Below are 17719 nucleotides of genomic sequence, written 5' to 3'. Positions count from 1 at the left end.
CCTCGGCTCAGCCGCCCAGTGCCGCCAGCACCACCGCCTGGGCCTCCTCCTGCACCCGGGCGAGGTGGTCGGGGCCGAGAAAGGACTCGGCGTAGACCTTGTAGACGTCCTCGGTGCCCGAAGGACGGGCCGCGAACCAGGCGTTGTCGGTGGTGACCTTGATGCCGCCGATCGCGGCGCCGTTGCCGGGCGCCTCGGTCAGCACCGCCGTGACGGCCTCCCCGGCGAGCGTGTCGGCGCCGACCTGGGCCGGTGACAGTTTGCCCAGCAGCGCCTTCTGTTCGCGGGTCGCGGGCGCGTCGGTGCGGGCGTAGGCGGGTTCGCCGAAGCGGGCGGTCAGGCCGGCGTAGTGCTCCGACGGGGTCCGGTCGGTGACGGCCGTGATCTCGGAGGCGAGCAGGGCGAGGAGGATGCCGTCCTTGTCGGTGGTCCACACCGATCCGTCCCGGCGCAGGAAGGAGGCGCCGGCGGACTCCTCGCCGCCGAAGCCGAGGGTGCCGCCGGCCAGTCCGTCGACGAACCACTTGAAGCCGACCGGCACCTCGACCAGCCGCCGGCCGAGGTCGGCGGCCACCCGGTCGATCATGGTGGAGGACACCAGCGTCTTGCCGATGCCGATGTCGGAGGGCCAGCGGTCGCGGTGCCGGTAGAGGTAGGAGATGGCGACCGCCAGGTAGTGGTTGGGGTTCATCAGGCCCGCGTCGGGCGTGACGATGCCGTGCCGGTCGGCGTCGGCGTCGTTGCCGGTGGCGATGCGGAACCGGTCGCGCTGCTCGATGAGGGAGGCCATCGCGTACGGCGAGGAGCAGTCCATGCGGATCCGGCCGTCCCAGTCCAGCGTCATGAACCGCCAGGTGGGGTCGGTGTGCGGGTTGACCACGGTGAGGTCGATGCCGTGCTGTTCGGCGATGCGTCCCCAGTAGGCGACGGAGGCCCCGCCGAGCGGGTCGGCGCCGATGCGCACCCCGGCCGCGCGCACGGCGTCCAGGTCCAGCACGCTGGGCAGGTCGCCGACGTAGGCGGTGAGGAAGTCGTACCGCCCGGTCGTCTGCGCCGCCAGCGCCCGCTCGTACGGCATCCGGCGCACGTCCTTCATGCCGCCGGTGATGATCTCGTTGGCCCGGTCCTGGATCCAGGAGGTGGCGTCGGAGGCCGCGGGGCCGCCGCTCGGCGGGTTGTACTTGAAACCGCCGTCGGCGGGCGGGTTGTGGGACGGAGTGACGACCACGCCGTCCGCAAGGCCGGTGGTGCGGCCCCGGTTGTGGGTGAGGATCGCGTGCGAGACGGCCGGGGTGGGCGTGTAGCCGTCGGCACTGTCGACGAGCACGGTGACGCCGTTGGCGGCGAACACCTCCAGCGCGGTGACCTTCGCGGGCTCGGACAGGGCGTGGGTGTCGGCGCCGAGGAACAGCGGGCCGTCGGTCCCCCGCAGCGCCCGGTACTCGCAGATGGCCTGGCTGGTGGCGGCGATGTGGTCCTCGTTGAAGGCGCTCGCCAGGGACGAACCCCGGTGGCCGGAGGTGCCGAACGCCACCCGCTGCGCCGGGTCGGCCGGGTCCGGGTGCAGTGCGTAGTACGCCGTGACCAGCCGGGCAACGTCGACAAGGTCCTCGGGACCGGCCGGCCGGCCGGCTCGCTCGTGCGGCATGAGTCCGCTCCTCCGCGTCGTCGGATCGATCGCTCAGGCCCATCTTTCCCGGTCAGGGCCCTGACACGCGAACGCACCCCGCCTTATGATCCGGTGCCGCGATCTTCCCGCGGGCCCGCCGCCGTGCGGGCCGCCTTCCACAGACAGGTCTCTCCGTGACCGGATCCCCCGTCAGAGCCCCCTGGGCACTCGCTCGTTGCGCCCAGATCGCCGTGTCCGCCGCCGCCGTCGCCGGGCTCGCCCGGGCGCTGGAGGTCCGTGCCCGTCTGCTGCATCCGTCCGCCGCGGCGGCCGCCGGCTCCGGCCGGGTGTCGGTGATCTACGTGAACGTGATGACGGTCGCGGTCGTGCTGTTCCTGCTGTGGTTCGCCCGCTGCCGGCGCAACGCCGAACTGCTCTCGCCGGGCCGGGTGCCCGGTTCCACCGCCTGGGCCGTACTGGTCTGGCTGATACCGGTGTTCAACCTCTGGGCGCCGCACGGGCTGGTCCGTGCCGTCGACCGCGCGAGCGCGCCCGACGGCACGGACGACGGCGCGGACGCGCGTCGCGCGGACCTCCTCGTGAACGTCTGGTGGGCGGCCTGGGTCGGGCGCGCGGTGCTGGCCCTCGCCGCCGCGAACCTGGCCGGCGGAACCTCGCTGCCGCTGCTGGTGGCGTCCGAGTCCCTGGACCTGCTGGCCGCCGCCCTGGCGGTCGTGCTGATCCAGCGGATCACGGTGCGGCAGGCCGCCGGGTCCGGCGCGGGGGGCCAGGTGCCCGCTCCCGCCGGCCTGCCGCACGTCTCGTGACGCCGGTGCGTCAGCCGATGTGGTAGCTGTCGCCGTACACCTTCCAGTCGAGCGGGGTGTTCAGGTCGAGGTTGCCCTTGTGCAGGAAGACCCGCTGCTCGGTGTCGACGCGGCTGGTGTCGCTGTGCGCCTCCTCCTGCTTCATGGCCCACACCCGGGCGTCGAGGAAGGCGTCGAGGTACGTCTTCTCGTCGCCGCCGCGCGCCGGCGGCTGGGCGTTGCGCAGGGCGCGCGCCCGGATGTTGCGGAAGCTGGTGGGGTCGTCGCCGTCGCCGTGCATGACGATGGCGTCGTAGTAGCAGAACTGGCCGAGGGCGCGCAGTCCGTCGGCCTTGCCCTGGGCCACCGCGGGGTTGAAGTAGACCCGGTCGCGTTCGTCGTTCTGGCACTGCTGGAAGACCGGGTCCTGGGCGGCCTTGCGCCAGTCCTTGGGGAAGTTCGGGTCCAGGCCCTCGTGCGAGTCGCTGCCGTTGACCCTGCGCAGGGCGGGCAGGTACTTGGCGAGGACGTTGCCGGGCTTGCGGTCGGCGTAGAGCTGGACCACCTCGAGCATGTCGCCGGTGCCGGAACAGAATCCGATGATGCCGGCGGTGTAGCCGCGGCCGTCGCCGATGTCCTCGATGTACTTGTACTGGGCCTTCCAGTCGAGCGAGGAGTTCTCCGCGCTCGACACCAGTTCCATGGCGATCTCCTTCTTCGCCGGGTCGTCGAGGCCCGGTGCCGCGGCCGGGGCGGCAGTGGCGCGCTGGGACACCAGCAGGGCGCCGGAGGCGACGCCGGCGCCGAGCAGGGCGACGACGCTGCGGCGGGAGATGTGGGCGGGGACTGCTGTCTCGCGGTCGGCGTTCACCACAGGGACTCCTGGGGTAAGTGGGGGGTGGGCGGCGGGAGTTGGACCCGCCAGCTCTGGTAGGAAAGTTTCCTATCAAATACACCGCGGCGCGGTAACCCGGCTCGCGAGAAGTTCGTAGGATCGAACGACGACGGGACGGCGGCGCCGCGTCAGCGGTTGCGCGCGCCGTCCCCGTGCTCCGCCAGGGTGGACAACTGCCGTGACACCGTGATGAGTTCGCTGCGCTCCTCGCGCGAGCCGACCATCGGCTGGGAGCCCTTGAGCGGCATCTGGGCGCTCTCCGGGAGGAACTTCACCGTCAGCAGGCCGATGGCACCGGCGAGCATCAGGTAGTACGCCGGCATCAGGTCGTCATGGGTGGCGGTGACCAGCGCGGCCGTGACCAGCGGGGTGGTGCCGCCGAACGCGGAGACGGCGACGTTGAAGCCGATGCCCATGGCCGCGTACCGGACGGCGGTGGGGAACAGCGCGGGCAGCGTGGCCGCGCTCGGCGCGGCGAAGCAGGCCAGCAGGGTGGACAGCACGAGCACCCCGAGGTACGGCGGCCAGGTGCCGTGCGCCTTGATGAGCAGGAAGGAGGGCACGGCCAGCACGATCATCGCGGCGGCGGAGACGCCGTAGACGGGCCGCCTGCCGACACGGTCGCTGAGCCGGCCGATGAAGGTGATCAGCACGACGATCCAGAGCATGCCGACGAGCACCAGGAGGTCCGCGGTGCCGCTGGATCGGTGCAGGGTCTCGGTCGCATAGGTCGGCAGATAGCCGGTGACCATGTAGTTGGTGACGTTGTACAGCAGCACCAGGCCCATGCAGACGAGCAGTTCCCGCCAGTGGCCGCGGATGATGTCCTTGAACTCGCTGCGCGCCGATTCCTGTGCCAGGGCCTTCTCGTGTTCGTCCAGCTGCTTCTGGAAGGCCGGGGACTCCTCCAGCTTGAGCCGCATGTACAGGCCGATCACGCCGAGCGGCCCGGCGATCAGGAACGGGATCCGCCAGCCCCAGGACAGCATCTGAGCGTCCGTCAGGGCGAGGTTGAGCACGGTGACCACGGCCGAGCCGAGCGAGTAGCCGACGAAGGTGCCGAAGTCGAGCCAGCTGGAGAGGAAACCCCGCCTGCGGTCCGGCGAGTACTCGGCGACGAAGGTGGTGGCGCCGCCGTACTCGCCCCCGGTGGAGAAGCCCTGGACCATGCGGGCCAGCAGGAGCAGCATCGGCGCGGCGATGCCGATCGTGCCGTAGCCGGGGATGACGCCGATGGCGAAGGTGCCCACCGCCATCAGGATCATGGTGGTGGCGAGCACCTTCTGCCGGCCGATGCGGTCGCCGAGCGGCCCGAAGACCAGGCCGCCGAGCGGCCGCACGACGAAGGCCGCGGCGAAGGTCGCGAAGGAGGAGATGACCTGGGCGGCCGGGGAGGCGCCGGGGAAGAACACCTTGCCGAGGGTGGCGGCGAGATAGCTGTAGACGCCGAAGTCGAACCACTCCATGCAGTTCCCGAGCGCCGAGGCGCCCACGGCGCGGCGCAGCAACGGCGGCTCGACGACCTGGATGTCGTCCGTGCCGAAGGCCCGCCGGCCCCGGACCCTGCGGATCAGCTCGTCGCGGACCTGGTGCGGCAGCCGCGCCACGGCCCCCGGCGCCCGCCCGTCCGGCCTCGCCTCGCTCACCTGAACGTCTCCTTCCGTCGGTCCACCGGTCACCGCCTGCCCCTTCGGGCGATTCAGAAACGGAACCGCTCAATCCCATCGCGTCCGGCGGTTGGACTTGCGCGGCGCGCCGGAGCAGGGTGGACGGGCCCGTCCGCGCACCGGAGGGGCGACCACCACGCACCACCCGGAGAAGACCCGATGACCCACGTCGCGGACCCCGCACGCTACGACGGCACCATGCGCTACCGGCGCACCGGCCGCTCGGGGCTGGACCTGCCCGTCCTGTCCCTGGGCTACTGGCACAACTTCGGCGACGACCGCCCCTTCGAGACCCAGCGCGAGATCGCGCTGCGCGCGTTCAACCTCGGGATCACCCACCACGACCTGGCCAACAACTACGGCCCGCCGTACGGCGCGGCCGAGCTGAACTTCGGCCGGCTGCTGAAGCGGGACCTCGCGCCGTACCGGGACGAGCTGGTGATCTCCACCAAGGCGGGCTGGGACATGTGGCCGGGCCCCTACGGGCAGGGCGGCGGCTCCCGTAAGTACCTGCTGGCCTCGCTGGACCAGTCGCTGCGCCGGATGGGCGTGGACTACGTGGACATCTTCTACTCGCACCGGCTGGACGCGTCCACGCCGCTGGAGGAGACGATGGGGGCGCTCGACACCGCCGTGCGCCAGGGCAAGGCGCTGTACGTCGGCATCTCCTCCTACGACGCCGAGCGCACCCGGCAGGCCGCGGCGATCCTGCGGGAGCTGGGCACCCCGCTGCTGATCCACCAGCCGTCGTACAGCATGCTCAACCGCTGGATCGAGACGGACGGCCTGCTGGAGGCGGCCGAGGAGGAGGGCTTCGGGGTCATCGGCTTCACGGCGCTCGCCCAGGGCCTGCTGACCGGGCGCTATCTGGAGGGGGTGCCCGAGGACTCGCGGGCGGCGCGCGGCACGTCGTTCGACCCCTCGTGGCTGACCGACGACATGCTGCGACGGCTCCGTGCGCTGAACGGCATCGCGGCCCGGCGCGGCCAGACGCTGGCGCAGCTGGCCCTGGCCTGGGCGCTGCGCGACGAGCGGGTCACCTCCGTCGTCATCGGCGCCTCCCGGACCGAGCAGCTGGAGCAGAACGTCGCCGCGCTGGAGAACCTGGCGTTCGACGCGGAGGAGCTGGCCGAGATCGACGCCTACGCGACCGACGGCGGCGTGGACCTGTGGCGGGAGGCCCGGCTGGGCCGGATGGGATGAGCCGGGCGGGCGGCCGCGGGGACGGAAGGGCGCCCGGAAGGGCGCTCAGTGAGATCCGTCACTGACAGCGGAAATAAATAGGACATAATGGACGTCATACGGACAGCGTTGTCAGCGCGGACGACAGCACGCACACCGTTCTCACGCGACTTCCGAGGAGCCGCTCACCCTATGGCGCACGGAGCCCACCGCAGCCCCTTCCTGCCTCCCCGCCCCGACATCGGCCTTGCCCGCGACTGCGAGGTGTGCCTCGGCTGGGGCACCGTCGTCACCCGCGACGGGACCCACGAGCTCTGCCACATGTGCCAGGGCGCCCCCGCCGACGGCGAGGGCATGATCCGCTCCGAGTCGTAGCCGCTCCCCCGCCCGGCGGCCCGCACCGCCGGTGCGGGGCGCCGAGGCTACCGTGGAGGCATGGCCGCCCCTCCGCTTCCGGGTCCGCTGGCGCATCTGGCGCCGCTGCTCGGCCACTACGGCTACTGGGCCGTGGGCGCCGTGATCCTGGTGGAGGACTTCGGGGTGCCGGCGCCCGGCGAGACGATCCTGCTGGCCGCGGGCGTGTACGCGGGCGCGGGCCGGCTGAACATCGTGGCCGTGGCCGTCATCGCCTTCGTGGCGGCCGTGGTCGGGGACAACATCGGCTATCTGATCGGCCATCTCGGCGGGCGGGCCTTCGTGCACCGGTGGGGACGGTACGTCTTCCTGACGCCCAAGCGGTTCCAGGCCGCCGAGGAGTTCTTCGGCCGGCACGGCGGCAAGATCGTGACCGTGGCCCGGTTCATCGAGGGCCTGCGCCAGGCCAACGGCATCATCGCCGGCACCACGGGCATGCCCTGGCGCCGCTTCCTCGCCTTCAACGCCCTCGGCGCGGCTCTCTGGGTGGGCCTGTGGACCACCCTGTCGTATCTGGTGGGCAGCCACATCACGACCGTCTACGACGAGGTCGCGCGCTACCAGATCTACGTCCTCGTCGGCGTGGCGGTGCTGATCGCGGCCTTCGTCGTACGGCACGTCGTACGCCGGCGCCGCGAGCGCTGACCGCAACAGCGGCGGGCGGTCCACGGCCGTGGGCGCCTACCCCGGCCGGGACGAGGTGCCCGTGGGCCGGTCCTCCGGCGTGCGGTCCGGCGCAGGCTGCCGGGTGTCGTCGTCGGCGCGCCGATGGCCGCCGCGCAGGGCGGAGGCGAGCGCGGACACCAGGGCCATGCCCGCGGCGACGCTGAAGACGATGGTCAGGCCGTGGTGGAAGGGCCCGGAGACCAGTTCGGGGAAGAAGGTGTGGCCGGTCAGGGTGGCTCGCTGGGCGTCGGTCAGACGGTCCAGGGTGCCGCCGTCGCCGAGCAGATGCCCGATCGGGTTGTTTCCGAGGAACGTGGCGAACAGGGTGCTGACCGGCGGCAGCGAGGCCGCCTCGTGCGCGGTCCCCGCGGGCACGCCGTGCGCCTGCAGTCCGCTGCTGAGCGTCTTCGGCAGGGAACCGGCGAGGCCGGAGACCATCAGCGAGAAGAACACGCCGATGGACAGGGCCGTACCCGAATTCTGGAAGGTGGAGCGCATGCCGGAGGCGACGCCCCGGTAGCGGGCCGGCACGCTGCCCATGATGGACGAGGTGTTCGGCGAGGAGAACATGCCCTGGCCGAGGCCGTTGAGCAGCAGCAGCGTCGCGAAGACGCCGTAGTCGAAGTCGACCGGCAGGGCCAGCAGGCCGAGGAAGGACCCGGCGACGACGAGCAGTCCGGCGGTGGAGAACAGGCGGGCGCCGAACCGGTCGGACAGATAGCCGGAGACCGGCCCGGCGATCAGGAAGCCGACGGTGAGCGGCAGCATGAAGATGCCGGCCCACAGCGGGGTGTCCTCGAAGTCGTAGCCGCGCAGCGGAAGCCAGATGCCCTGCAGCCAGATGATCAGCATGAACTGCAGTCCGCCCCGGGCGATCGCGGTCAGCAAAGCGGCCAGGTTGCCGGCGGCGAACGCCCGCACCCGGAACAGCGACAGCCGGAACATCGGCTCGGCCACGCGCCGCTCGACGCAGACGAACGCCAGCAGCAGGAGCACCCCGCCGATCAGACCGGCGAGCACCCAGGGGTTGGTCCAGCCGGTGGGGTGGCCGCCGTAGGGCTGGATGCCGTAGGTGATGCCGGCGAGCAGGATGCCGGCGCCGGCGGCGAAGGTGAGGTTGCCGAGCCAGTCGACGCGGCCCCGGCCGCCGGCGGAGGTCTCGCGCAGGCTGAGGTACGACCAGACGGTGCCGGTGACGCTGACCGGGACGCTCACCCAGAACACCGCCCGCCAGTCGACCTCGGCCAGCAGGCCGCCCGCGAGCAGGCCGAGGAACTGCCCGGCGAGGGCGGTGATCTGGTTGACGCCGAGGGCCATGCCGCGCTGCCGGGCCGGAAAGGCGTCGGTGAGGATGGCGGCCGAGTTGGCGGTGAGCATGGAGCCGCCGAAGGCCTGCACGATGCGCCACAGGATCAGCCACAGCGCGCCCGCACCGGCCGTGAAGGGGTCCAGGGACAGCGCCACGGAGGCGCAGGCGAAGACCAGGAAGCCCAGGTTGTAGATGCGGACCCGGCCGAACATGTCGCCGAGCCGGCCGAGGACGACCACCAGGACGGCCGAGACCAGCAGATAGCCGAGGATCATCCACAGCAGATAGCCGATGTTGCCGGCGGCGAGCGGGTCGAGGCCGATGCCCCGGAAGATGGCGGGCAGCGAGATGATCACGATGGAGGCGTCCATCGTGGCGATCAGGACGCCGAGCGTGGTGTTGGACAGGGCGATCCACTTGTAGCGGGGGCCCGCCGGCGTGTCCCTCAGCCGCGCCGAACGGGCGAGGAGGCGGCCGCGTATGCCCGCGGTGGGCGCGCCGCCGGTCACAGCCGGTCCGCCAGCCGGTCGAGCAGGGGCAGGGCGTCCTGCAGGGTCTGCCGCTCCTGCGGGGTGAACTCGTCCAGGGCGTGGGCGAGCCGGCCCACGGACTCCGAGCGTCGCTGCTCCAGCATGGTCCGTCCCTCGTCGGTGATCGAGACGATGGCCCGGCGACCGTCGGCCGTGTCGGGCGTACGGCGCACCAGGCCGCGCTGTTCGAGTCCGGCGAGGGTGCTGGCCATCGCCTGCGGCCGGACCCGTTCCCGTTCCGCGAGCGCGCCGGGCGAGTCCGGGCCGGTGCGGGAGAGCCGGGCCAGCACCGAGACGCCGGACAGCGTCACGTCGCCGACCGCGTGCGCCTGCCGCAGCCGGCGCACGATCCGGCCCATGGCCAGCCGCAGGGCGGCGGCGAGTGCGATCGTGTCCATGATTACTAACGATAGGTTTATCAGTCTGGACTGTTCAACCAAGCATAAGTAATCCCGGCACGCCCTTCCCCATGTGTCCGGGATTTCCGGTTTGGGTGGCGTCGCAGCGGCAAGCCGAGTGGGGACCGGAAATCGAAGAGAACACGGGAGATGAGACCCGATGGCTGGCAACCAGAAGGCGAAGGGCAAGGCGGAGCAGGCCAAGGGGAAGGCCAAGGAGGCCGTGGGCCGCGCCGTCGGCAACGAGCGGATGGAGGCCGAGGGCCGGATGAAGGGCGCGGAGGGAGACGCCCGGCAGGCCAAGGAGAAGACGAAGGACACCTTCAAGCACTGATCGCGCCTCTTCCAGGCGCTCTGCCGATCGCGAACCGGTCCGGGGGGAACAGCGTGTGTCGCGTGCCGACCACCTCCGGACCGGTTCCGTGTGTCCGGCCGGAACGCCGGTGACCAGGGAGGCCCGTGCAACCGGAGGATTCACGGCGGACGTCCCTTTGCCCGGGGGATCAGCGGGTATCCGGGAGGCGAGGGACGATCCGGCAGGCAGGCGCAGGAAGCAGGGACAGGGACGAGAACCGGGTGCCGGAGGAAAAGGGCGACGCCACATGGACATGACGGTCAGGACGCACACGACGACGCGGTCACGGCCCGCGCCCCTGCGCTACAGCCGTACCTGGGACTCCGCCGCGGCCGGCATCGCCGATGCCAGGGACGCCGTCGCCGACCTGCTCTCCCGGGTGCAACCGGCCCCGGGGAAGCGGTCGGTGCAGGACGCCCAGCTCGTCGTCAGCGAACTCGTCACCAACGTCGCCAAGCACGCCCCCGGTCCGTGCGCCGTGTGCCTGGAACTGCCGCCCGACGCCGCCGCGCTGCGCATCACGGTGACGGACACCTCCCCCGACCCGCCCCTGCGGCGCCCGCCCGATCCGCGCCGGGTCGGCGGCCACGGCCTGCATCTCGTCACGATGCTCGCCGGCGCCCTGGAGGTGACCCGGCTGTCCCACGGCAAACGGGTCACCGCCACGGTGCCGCTCACCGCCGACTGAGGGCCGAGCCCCGGACGCCCGGGGCTCGCTGGATCTCTGCGGGGCAGCCGGGACGCTACCGCGGCGACAGGAGCGAACCGGGCGTCTTCCGGCGTGCCGTCACCCCCGCCCGGCCGGATCCCCCGTCCCGAGCCCAGTCGGGCGGTGTCTCGCCGTCCACCACGAACTCGACGACCGACGGGCCGGGTTGGCGCAGCACGTCGGCCCAGACGGAGGCGACGTGCCGGGGCCGGTCGCAGCGTACGGCCGGCAGGCCGGCGAGCCGCGCCCACTCGGCGTACGGCATGGCGGGGACCTCGGCCGACAGCGGGATCAGCGGATCGCCGGCCGCGGAACGGCGCTGCCAGGTCAGCCGGTTCAGGTCGCCGTTGTTCAGCACGCAGAAGACCAGCGGGGGGAGGTCCGCCAGCCGGTCAAGGTGGCGGCGGACGGTGATGAGTTCGTTCAGCCCGCCGGACTGGAAGGCGCCGTCGCCGACGAGGGCGACGACCGGCCGGTCGGGGGCGGCGAACCGGGCGGCCACGGCGTACGGGACGGCGGCGCCCGGCATCGCGAGCCGGCCCGACAGCAGGGAGCGCATGCCGTTGCGGAGCCGCAGATGCCGGGTCCACCAGTCCAGGGCGGTCCCGGAGTCGGTGACGACGACGGCCCGTTCGGGCAGCCGCTCGGACAGCTCGGCGACGACGGAGCGCGGATTGACGGACGTGCCGAAATAGCGGTTCGCCCGCGTGTCCCCCTCCTCCCGCCAGGTCCGTACCGCGTCCTCGACCCGGGTGCGCCACGTCCGGTCGGCGGCGCGGTGCAGCAGGGGGATGAGCGCGTCCAGGGCCGCGGCGACGTCGCCGGTCAGCCGCACGGCCGGACGGGCCCGGTCCAGGGGGCAGTCGGCCGGTCCGGGGTCGACGCTGACGATCCGGCACGCGTCCTCGGGAGGCAGCAGCGCGGGGTCCAGGTCCTCCGCGCCGACGAGCAGCAGGGTGTCGCACTCGCGCAGCAGTGCGGCCGCCGCCTCGCTGCCGAGGGGCCCGGCCACGCCCGTCAGGTACGGCAGGTCGTCGGGCAGGACGTCGCGGGCCGGCGCCGTCGTGGCGACACCGGCGCCGAGGAGCGAGGCCACGCCCGTGACCTGGCCGGAGGCGGCGCGCCCGGCGTTGCCCACGACCACCGCCGGCCGCCCGGCGCCGGCGAGCGTCCCGGCGGCGCGCCGGAGATCCCCTTCGCCCGGGACGCGGACCGGCGGGGCCGCGTCCACGGGTACCGCGCGGCCCGGCCCGTCGGGCGCCGTCGCCTCGAGGACGCGGCGTGGGACGGCGAGGCTCGCCACGCCCCGGTCGGTGAGCGCGGCCCGTGCGGCCCGGCCCAGGGCGTCGCCCATGAGCTCCGGCGCGGAGACCTCCTCGCAGAACACCGACAGCTCCGCCAGATGGCGCACGATCCGGCCCCCCGCCGGCCGGGCGTCCGTTTCCTCTCCCACGACGGCGAGCACCGGCGTCCGGTCCGCGGCCGCGTCCCAGAGCCCGCCGAGCAGCCGGAGCGCCGCCGCGCCGGCCGGGGCGAGGCAGCAGCCGAGGCGGCCGGTGAGCTTGGCGTCGGCGCACGCCATGAGGGCGGCGGACTCCGCGCCGCGCGCCTGCACGAACCACGCCGCGTCCGGGCCGCCGCACAGGGCGGCGGCCAGCGGATCGGACTCCGGCCCCGGCACGCCGTACACCCGCTCGGCGCCCCAGGCCCGCAGCCGGGCCGCGACACCCTCCGACACGTTCACCACGCCGGCCTCCTCCCGCCCGCACCTGTCCGCGCCCACGGGTAGCCCGGCGCCGGTCGGGGCAAACGAGCGCCGGCCGTTTCGGGCGGGCGGAGCGGGGGGACCCGTGCCAGGCTCGAGGGAGAGCACCCTGAGTGAGGGTTCCGGCACGGACGGAAGGCGAGGGCGCGGTGGCGGTGTCCGAGGAACGGCGGTCGGAGGGGGGCGAGAGGCGCGGTGAGCGCCTGGTGTCCGCGCTGGACCGGCGGCTGCCCGTCGCCTCGGCCGGCAAGGAGTTCCTGCGCAAGGCGTTCCCGGACCACTGGTCGTTCCTGCTGGGCGAGTTGGCGCTGTACAGCCTGCTGGTGCTGGTGCTCACCGGGGTGTGGCTGACGTTCTTCTTCCATCCGGACATGACGGAACGGCCGTACACCGGCTCGTACCTGCCGCTGCGCGGCACGATGACGTCCGAGGCGTACGCGTCGGTGCTGCACATCAGCTTCGACGTGCGCGGCGGGCTGCTGGTACGGCAGATGCACCACTGGGCGGCGCTGGTGTTCGTCGCGGCGATCGGCGTGCACCTGCTGCGGATCTTCCTCACCGGTGCGTTCCGGCGGCCGCGGGAGGTCAACTGGACCGTCGGCGTGACGCTGTTCCTGTTCTCCCTGCTGGAGGGCTTCTGCGGCTACTCGCTCCCCGACGACCTGCTCTCCGGCACCGGTCTGCGCACCGCCCAGGGCATCGTGCTGTCGATCCCGGTCGTGGGCACCTATCTGTCGTTCTTCGTCTTCGGCGGCCAGTACCCGGGGCACGAGATCATCCCGCGGCTGTACGTGACCCACATCCTGCTGGTGCCGGGTCTGCTGCTGGCGCTCGTCGGGGCGCATCTGACGTTCGTCGTGGTGCACAAGCACACCCAGTGGGCGAAGCCCGGCCACACCAACCGCAACGTGATCGGCAAGCCGCTGGTCCCCCAGTACACGACGAAGTCCGCGGGCCTGTTCTTCATCCTGGCCGGCGTCCTCGCCCTGATGGCGGCCCTGTTCCAGATCAACCCGATCTGGTCCTTCGGGCCGTACCGCACGGACCATGTGTCGCTGGACGCGCAGCCCGACTGGTACGTGGGCTATCTGGAGGGCGCGCTCAGGCTGATGCCGGCCTGGGAGACGGACTTCGCCGGACACACGATCGTCTGGGACGTGTTCCTGCCGGGCGTGGTGCTGCCCGCGGTGCTGTTCCTGATCCTGTACGGCTATCCGTTCTTCGAGCGCTGGCTCACCGGGCCGCTGCCCGAGCAGCACCTGTGCGACCGGCCGCGCAACCAGCCGACGCGCACCGCGCTGGCCGCTGCGGCCGTCGCGGCGTACGCGGTGCTGCTGCTGGCCGGCGGACAGGACGTGCTGGCCTACAAGTTCGACCTGCCGGTCGAGCTGATCACCCGCACCCTGCGCACCGCCCTGTTCGTGCTGCCGTTCGTGACGTACCACGCCACCAAACGGGCCTGCCTCGGTCTGCAGGCCGCGGACCGGCAGCGGCTGCTGGACGGCGGGGCGACGGGGGAGGTGCGGCGCACGGCGGGCGGCGGCTACGAGGAGGCGCACACCCTGCTCCCCCGCGAGGAGGCCTACCGCATCCTCGTCCGCGACACGCCCCGCCCGCGCGCGGAGGGCACGGAGGCCTGGCGCTGGTTCCACCGGCACCGGCTGCGCAACGCCCTCAGCCGCTGGTACTTCGGCAAGAGCGTTGAGATGCCGGCCACCGCCTGGGAGAAACGCCGGGTGGAGTTCGTGCGGGCCGCGCCGGGCGAGGTACCCGAGGGGGGCGAGGAGTCGTGAGCAGGGAGGTACGGCGATGACAGACGGCGACGAGGTGCGCGGGCATCTGCTGTACGGCCCGCAGCCGGACGTGGCCGGGGCCTCCGGTTACCCGGACGCCCCGCCGAGGATGGGGTTCTTCACGGACACCTCGGTGTGCATCGGCTGCAAGGCGTGCGAGGTGGCGTGCAAGGAGTGGAACGCCGTCCCGGAGGACGGTCTGGTCTTCACCGGCATGTCGTACGACAACACCCAGGGTCTGGGCGCCGACACCTGGCGGCATGTGGCCTTCATCGAGCAGCGCAAGCCGTTCGGCGGCCAGGAGCCGGGGGTCGCGCACGAGGACGTCGACGTGTTCGCCGCCGCCGCACGGCTCGGCACGGACGCCTCCTCCCCCGGACCGGGCGCCACCGCTCCCCCGCCCGGGCGGGCCCCTGCGGCCGCCCCCGCCGGGGAGATCTCGCCCGTCTCCCCGGACGGCCGCACCGAGCTGCGCTGGCTGATGGCCTCCGACGTGTGCAAACACTGCACCCACGCCGCCTGCCTGGACGTGTGCCCGACGGGCGCGCTGTTCCGCACCGAGTTCGGGACGGTCGTCGTGCAGGAGGACGTCTGCAACGGCTGCGGCTACTGCGTGCCCGCCTGCCCCTACGGCGTCATCGACCAGCGCGAGGGCGACGGCCGGGTGTGGAAGTGCACCCTGTGCTACGACCGGCTCGGCGCCGGCATGGAGCCCGCCTGCGCCAAGGCCTGCCCCACCGACTCCATCCAGTTCGGCCCGCTGGAGGAACTGCGGGAGCGGGCCGCGGCCCGGGTGGCGCAGCTGCACGCGGCCGGGGTGACCGACGCCCGGCTGTACGGCGAGAGCCCGGACGACGGGGTCGGCGGCGACGGCGCGTTCTTCCTGCTGCTCGACGAGCCGGAGGTCTACGGCCTGCCCCCGGATCCGGTGGTGACCACCCGGGACCTGCCGGACATGTGGCGGCACGCGGCGCTCGCCGCCGTCTCGCTGGCCGCCCTCGCCCTCGGCAGCTTCGCGAGGAGGCCGCGATGAGCGAGTCCGACGTCACCCGGGACGGCCTCCAGGGCGCATGGCCCGGCAGGCAGGCGCCGACCGGCGCGCACGCCGGGCGCCGACGCGGACGGCGCGGGCGCGGCGAGCAGCCCATGGTGCCGGAGGCGGAGTTCTCGTCGTACTACGGCAAGCCGGTGCTGAACAAGCCGACGTGGAAGCCGCTGGACATCGCCGGATACCTGTACCTCGGCGGCCTGGCCGGGGCGTCGTCGCTGCTCGCGGCGGGGGCGCAGGCGAGCGGCCGGCCGGGGCTGGCGGCTCCGGCGAAACTGGGGGCGGCCGGGGCGATCTCGCTGTCGCTGGCCGCGCTCGTCCACGACCTGGGCAGGCCGGCCCGGTTCCTGAACATGCTGCGCGTGCTGAAGCCCACCTCGCCCATGAGCGTGGGCTCGTGGCTGCTGGCCGCGTACGCGCCGCTGACGCTGACCGCCGCGGCCACCGAGGTGGCGGGCCGGTACCGGCTGCTGGGCTCGGCGGCCACGACGGCCTCCGCGGTGCTCGGCCCGGCCGTGGCGACGTACACGGCGGTGCTGCTCGCGGACACGGCCGTGCCGTCCTGGCACGAGGGCTACCGCGAGCTGCCCTTCGTCTTCGCGGGCTCCGCCGCCACCGCCGCCTCCGGGCTGGCACTGGCCGCCGCCCCGGCCGCGCAGGCCGGACCGGCCCGCCGGCTGGCCGTCCTCGGCGCGGTCCTGGAACTGGGCGCGTTCCAGGCGATGAAGCGGCGCATGGGCCTGGCCGCGGAGCCCTTCGAGCAGGGCAGGGCGCACCTGCTGCTGCGGGCGGCGGAGGCGCTGACGGCGGGCGGTGCGGCCCTGGCCCTGTGCGGCGGGCGGGACCGGCGTCTGGCGCTGGCCGCCGGGGCCGCGCTGCTCACCGGCTCGGCGGCCCTGCGCTTCGGCGTGTTCCACGCCGGGGTCGCCTCGGCGGAGGATCCGAAGTACACGGTCGTGCCGCAGCGGGAGCGGCTGGAGCGGCGCGGGCGCTGACGGCCGCGCCGCCCTGCCCGGACGGGCTCAGAACCGGGGGCGCGGGGACTGGTCGAGGACCAGTTCGGCCGCCTCCTCGTCCGTCTCCACGCACGGCGGCGAACCGGCGAGGGGCTGCTGCGCGGTCTCCTTCATGCACAGCACCGCGACGACGCCGACGGCCGCGGCGAGCGTGGCGTAGTACGCCGGCATGAGCGTGGTGTGGAAGACGCTGATCAGGGCCGTGGTCACCAGCGGGGTCGTGCCGCCGAAGATCGAGGTGGAGAGGTTGTAGGCGACCGCGAGCGAGCCGTAGCGCACACGGGTGGGGAAGATCGCCGGGAGCGCCGCGGACATGGTGCCGAGCAGCGCCACCAGGCAGAGCCCGAGCAGCAGCAGGCCGAGGGCGATCAGGGCGATGCTGCCCTGCCGGATGAGCAGGTACGACGGCACGGACAGGACGAGGAAGCCGAGCATCCCCGTCATCAGCAGCGGCCGCCGCCCGAAGCGGTCCGAGAGCCGCCCGACCTGGTTGATCAGGCACATCTGGACGACCATCACCAGGACCAGGATCAGCAGGCCGCGGTTGGTGCCGTAGCCGAGTTCGTCGGACAGGTACGCCGGCATGTACGACAGCAGCATGTAGTCGGTGACGTTGTACGCCGCGACGAGGGCGAGGCACAGCACCAGCGGCCGCCAGTAGCGGGTGAAGATCTTCCCGAGGTCGGCGGTGGCCGAGGTCTCCGCCGCGGCGGCGTCGCCCGTCCTGGTGCGTCCGCCCTCCAGTTTCAGGAACGCGGGCGTCTCGTCCAGCTTGAGCCGCAGGTAGAGGCCGATGAAGCCGAGCGGGGCCGCGACCAGGAAGGGGATGCGCCAGCCCCAGTGCAGCATCTGGTCGTCGGTGAGGACGCCGCTGAGGACGACGACCAGGCCGGAGGCGCCGACGTACCCGGCGAGCGTGCCGAACTCCAGGAAGCTGCCGAAGTAGCCGCGCCGTTTGTCCGGCGCGTACTCGGCGATGAAGGTCGCCGCGCCGCCGTACTCCCCGCCGGTGGAGAAGCCCTGCACCAGCCGGAAGAAGATCAGCAGGCCCGGCGCCACGAGGCCGATGGCGTCGTGCGAGGGGATGAGGCCGATAGCGAAGGTCCCCACCGCCATCATGATCATGGTGACGGCGAGCACGCTCCGGCGGCCGATCTTGTCGCCGAGCGGTCCGAAGACCATGGCGCCGAGCGGGCGCACCAGGAAGGCCACCGCGAACGTCGCGAAGGAGCTGAGGAGCTGGGCGGTGTCGCTGCCGGAGGGGAAGAAGACCTTCCCGATCGTCCCGGCCAGATAGCTGTAGATGCCGAAGTCGTACCACTCCATCGCGTTGCCGAGGGCGGCGGCCTTCGTGGCGCGCTTGACCACGGCCTCGTCGGTCACGGTGATGTCGCTGCGGCGCAGCTTGGGGTGGCGTCGTTTCTCGACCGCGCGGAACAGCACCCGGTGCCGCCTCATCGCCGCCGGGTCCATCGACTCGCCGCCCGTCACCGCCATGGGGTCGTTCCTTTCGCCGTGCGTGTTCTCCCACCACCGCCTGCGCAGTTCTCGCGGACT

At 72.8% G+C, this 17719-nt stretch carries 16 protein-coding genes; 9 read left to right on the top strand and 7 right to left on the bottom strand.

The features are described from left to right. Nucleotides 1-7: 7 nt before the first annotated feature. The gene (gene pgm / locus ACGFZN_RS16190; RefSeq protein ID WP_393859096.1) at nucleotides 8-1648 is read right to left on the bottom strand and encodes a phosphoglucomutase (alpha-D-glucose-1,6-bisphosphate-dependent); all 1641 of its coding nucleotides are present in this window, start codon (nucleotides 1646-1648) and stop codon (nucleotides 8-10) included. A gap of 155 nt (nucleotides 1649-1803) precedes the next feature. Between pgm and ACGFZN_RS16185 the strand changes: the two genes are divergently transcribed. Then, nucleotides 1804-2436 carry a DUF4328 domain-containing protein gene (locus ACGFZN_RS16185; RefSeq protein WP_393859095.1) on the top strand — a complete coding sequence of 211 codons (633 nt, stop codon included), beginning with the start codon at nucleotides 1804-1806 and terminating at the stop codon, nucleotides 2434-2436. A 10-nt stretch (nucleotides 2437-2446) separates the two neighbouring features. Here the strand turns inward: ACGFZN_RS16185 and ACGFZN_RS16180 are convergent, their stop codons facing one another. Both ACGFZN_RS16180 and ACGFZN_RS16175 read right to left on the bottom strand, forming a co-directional pair. Then, nucleotides 2447-3289, bottom strand: a complete 843-nt coding sequence (locus ACGFZN_RS16180) for a chitosanase (protein WP_393859094.1) — start codon at nucleotides 3287-3289, stop codon at nucleotides 2447-2449. A 149-nt stretch (nucleotides 3290-3438) separates the two neighbouring features. Further along, nucleotides 3439-4956, bottom strand: coding sequence for an MFS transporter (locus ACGFZN_RS16175; RefSeq protein WP_393859093.1), 1518 nt, complete (start codon nucleotides 4954-4956; stop codon nucleotides 3439-3441). A 180-nt stretch (nucleotides 4957-5136) separates the two neighbouring features. Here ACGFZN_RS16175 and mgrA point away from each other — a divergent pair, with 180 nt between their 5' ends. The 3 genes from mgrA to ACGFZN_RS16160 all read left to right on the top strand — a co-directional run bounded on the left by mgrA (nucleotide 5137) and on the right by ACGFZN_RS16160 (nucleotide 7218). Beyond that, a complete protein-coding gene (gene mgrA / locus ACGFZN_RS16170; protein ID WP_393859092.1) occupies nucleotides 5137-6180 on the top strand; it encodes an L-glyceraldehyde 3-phosphate reductase in 1044 nt (347 codons plus the stop codon). A gap of 171 nt (nucleotides 6181-6351) precedes the next feature. After that, nucleotides 6352-6534, top strand: coding sequence for a hypothetical protein (locus ACGFZN_RS16165; protein ID WP_393859091.1), 183 nt, complete (start codon nucleotides 6352-6354; stop codon nucleotides 6532-6534). A gap of 60 nt (nucleotides 6535-6594) precedes the next feature. Then, nucleotides 6595-7218, top strand: coding sequence for a DedA family protein (locus ACGFZN_RS16160; RefSeq protein ID WP_393859090.1), 624 nt, complete (start codon nucleotides 6595-6597; stop codon nucleotides 7216-7218). 36 nt (nucleotides 7219-7254) lie between these two features. Here ACGFZN_RS16160 and ACGFZN_RS16155 read toward each other — a convergent pair whose 3' ends face one another. Beyond that, entirely contained in the window at nucleotides 7255-8919 is a 1665-nt protein-coding gene (locus ACGFZN_RS16155) for an MFS transporter (protein ID WP_393859439.1), read from the bottom strand. Between the two features lie 134 nt (nucleotides 8920-9053). Further along, the gene (locus tag ACGFZN_RS16150; protein WP_393859089.1) at nucleotides 9054-9476 is read right to left on the bottom strand and encodes a MarR family winged helix-turn-helix transcriptional regulator; all 423 of its coding nucleotides are present in this window, start codon (nucleotides 9474-9476) and stop codon (nucleotides 9054-9056) included. Between the two features lie 160 nt (nucleotides 9477-9636). Between ACGFZN_RS16150 and ACGFZN_RS16145 the strand changes: the two genes are divergently transcribed. Beyond that, nucleotides 9637-9810 carry a CsbD family protein gene (locus ACGFZN_RS16145; protein ID WP_393859088.1) on the top strand — a complete coding sequence of 58 codons (174 nt, stop codon included), beginning with the start codon at nucleotides 9637-9639 and terminating at the stop codon, nucleotides 9808-9810. A 268-nt stretch (nucleotides 9811-10078) separates the two neighbouring features. After that, a complete protein-coding gene (locus ACGFZN_RS16140) occupies nucleotides 10079-10519 on the top strand; it encodes an ATP-binding protein (protein ID WP_393859087.1) in 441 nt (146 codons plus the stop codon). Between the two features lie 55 nt (nucleotides 10520-10574). On the opposite strand, the gene ACGFZN_RS16135 is transcribed toward ACGFZN_RS16140, so the two are convergent. Next, complete coding sequence (locus ACGFZN_RS16135; protein WP_393859086.1) at nucleotides 10575-12287, bottom strand: thiamine pyrophosphate-dependent enzyme; 1713 nt, start codon at nucleotides 12285-12287, stop codon at nucleotides 10575-10577. A 173-nt stretch (nucleotides 12288-12460) separates the two neighbouring features. Here ACGFZN_RS16135 and ACGFZN_RS16130 point away from each other — a divergent pair, with 173 nt between their 5' ends. From ACGFZN_RS16130 to nrfD, 3 genes are read left to right on the top strand one after another with little or no spacing between them, the layout of a single operon-like run. Continuing rightward, complete coding sequence (locus ACGFZN_RS16130; protein WP_393859438.1) at nucleotides 12461-14098, top strand: cytochrome bc complex cytochrome b subunit; 1638 nt, start codon at nucleotides 12461-12463, stop codon at nucleotides 14096-14098. Nucleotides 14099-14114: 16 nt separating this feature from the next. Then, on the top strand, nucleotides 14115-15131 hold the full coding sequence (locus ACGFZN_RS16125) for a 4Fe-4S dicluster domain-containing protein (protein ID WP_393859085.1): 1017 nt from the start codon (nucleotides 14115-14117) through the stop codon (nucleotides 15129-15131). Next, nucleotides 15128-16141: an NrfD/PsrC family molybdoenzyme membrane anchor subunit gene (gene nrfD, locus ACGFZN_RS16120; protein ID WP_393859084.1), complete on the top strand. Its 1014-nt coding sequence runs from the start codon at nucleotides 15128-15130 to the stop codon at nucleotides 16139-16141. Before ACGFZN_RS16125 ends, nrfD begins: the two co-directional genes overlap by 4 nt. A 27-nt stretch (nucleotides 16142-16168) precedes the next feature. Here nrfD and ACGFZN_RS16115 read toward each other — a convergent pair whose 3' ends face one another. Beyond that, nucleotides 16169-17659, bottom strand: a complete 1491-nt coding sequence (locus ACGFZN_RS16115) for an MFS transporter (RefSeq protein WP_393859083.1) — start codon at nucleotides 17657-17659, stop codon at nucleotides 16169-16171. Between the last annotated feature and the right edge of the window lie 60 nt (nucleotides 17660-17719).

It is taken from the genome of Streptomyces sp. NPDC048192 (assembly GCF_043202415.1).
GTDB lineage: Bacteria > Actinomycetota > Actinomycetes > Streptomycetales > Streptomycetaceae > Streptomyces.
Note: the sequence above shows the minus strand (reverse complement) of the source record. Positions and strands in the feature narration are given on the sequence as shown.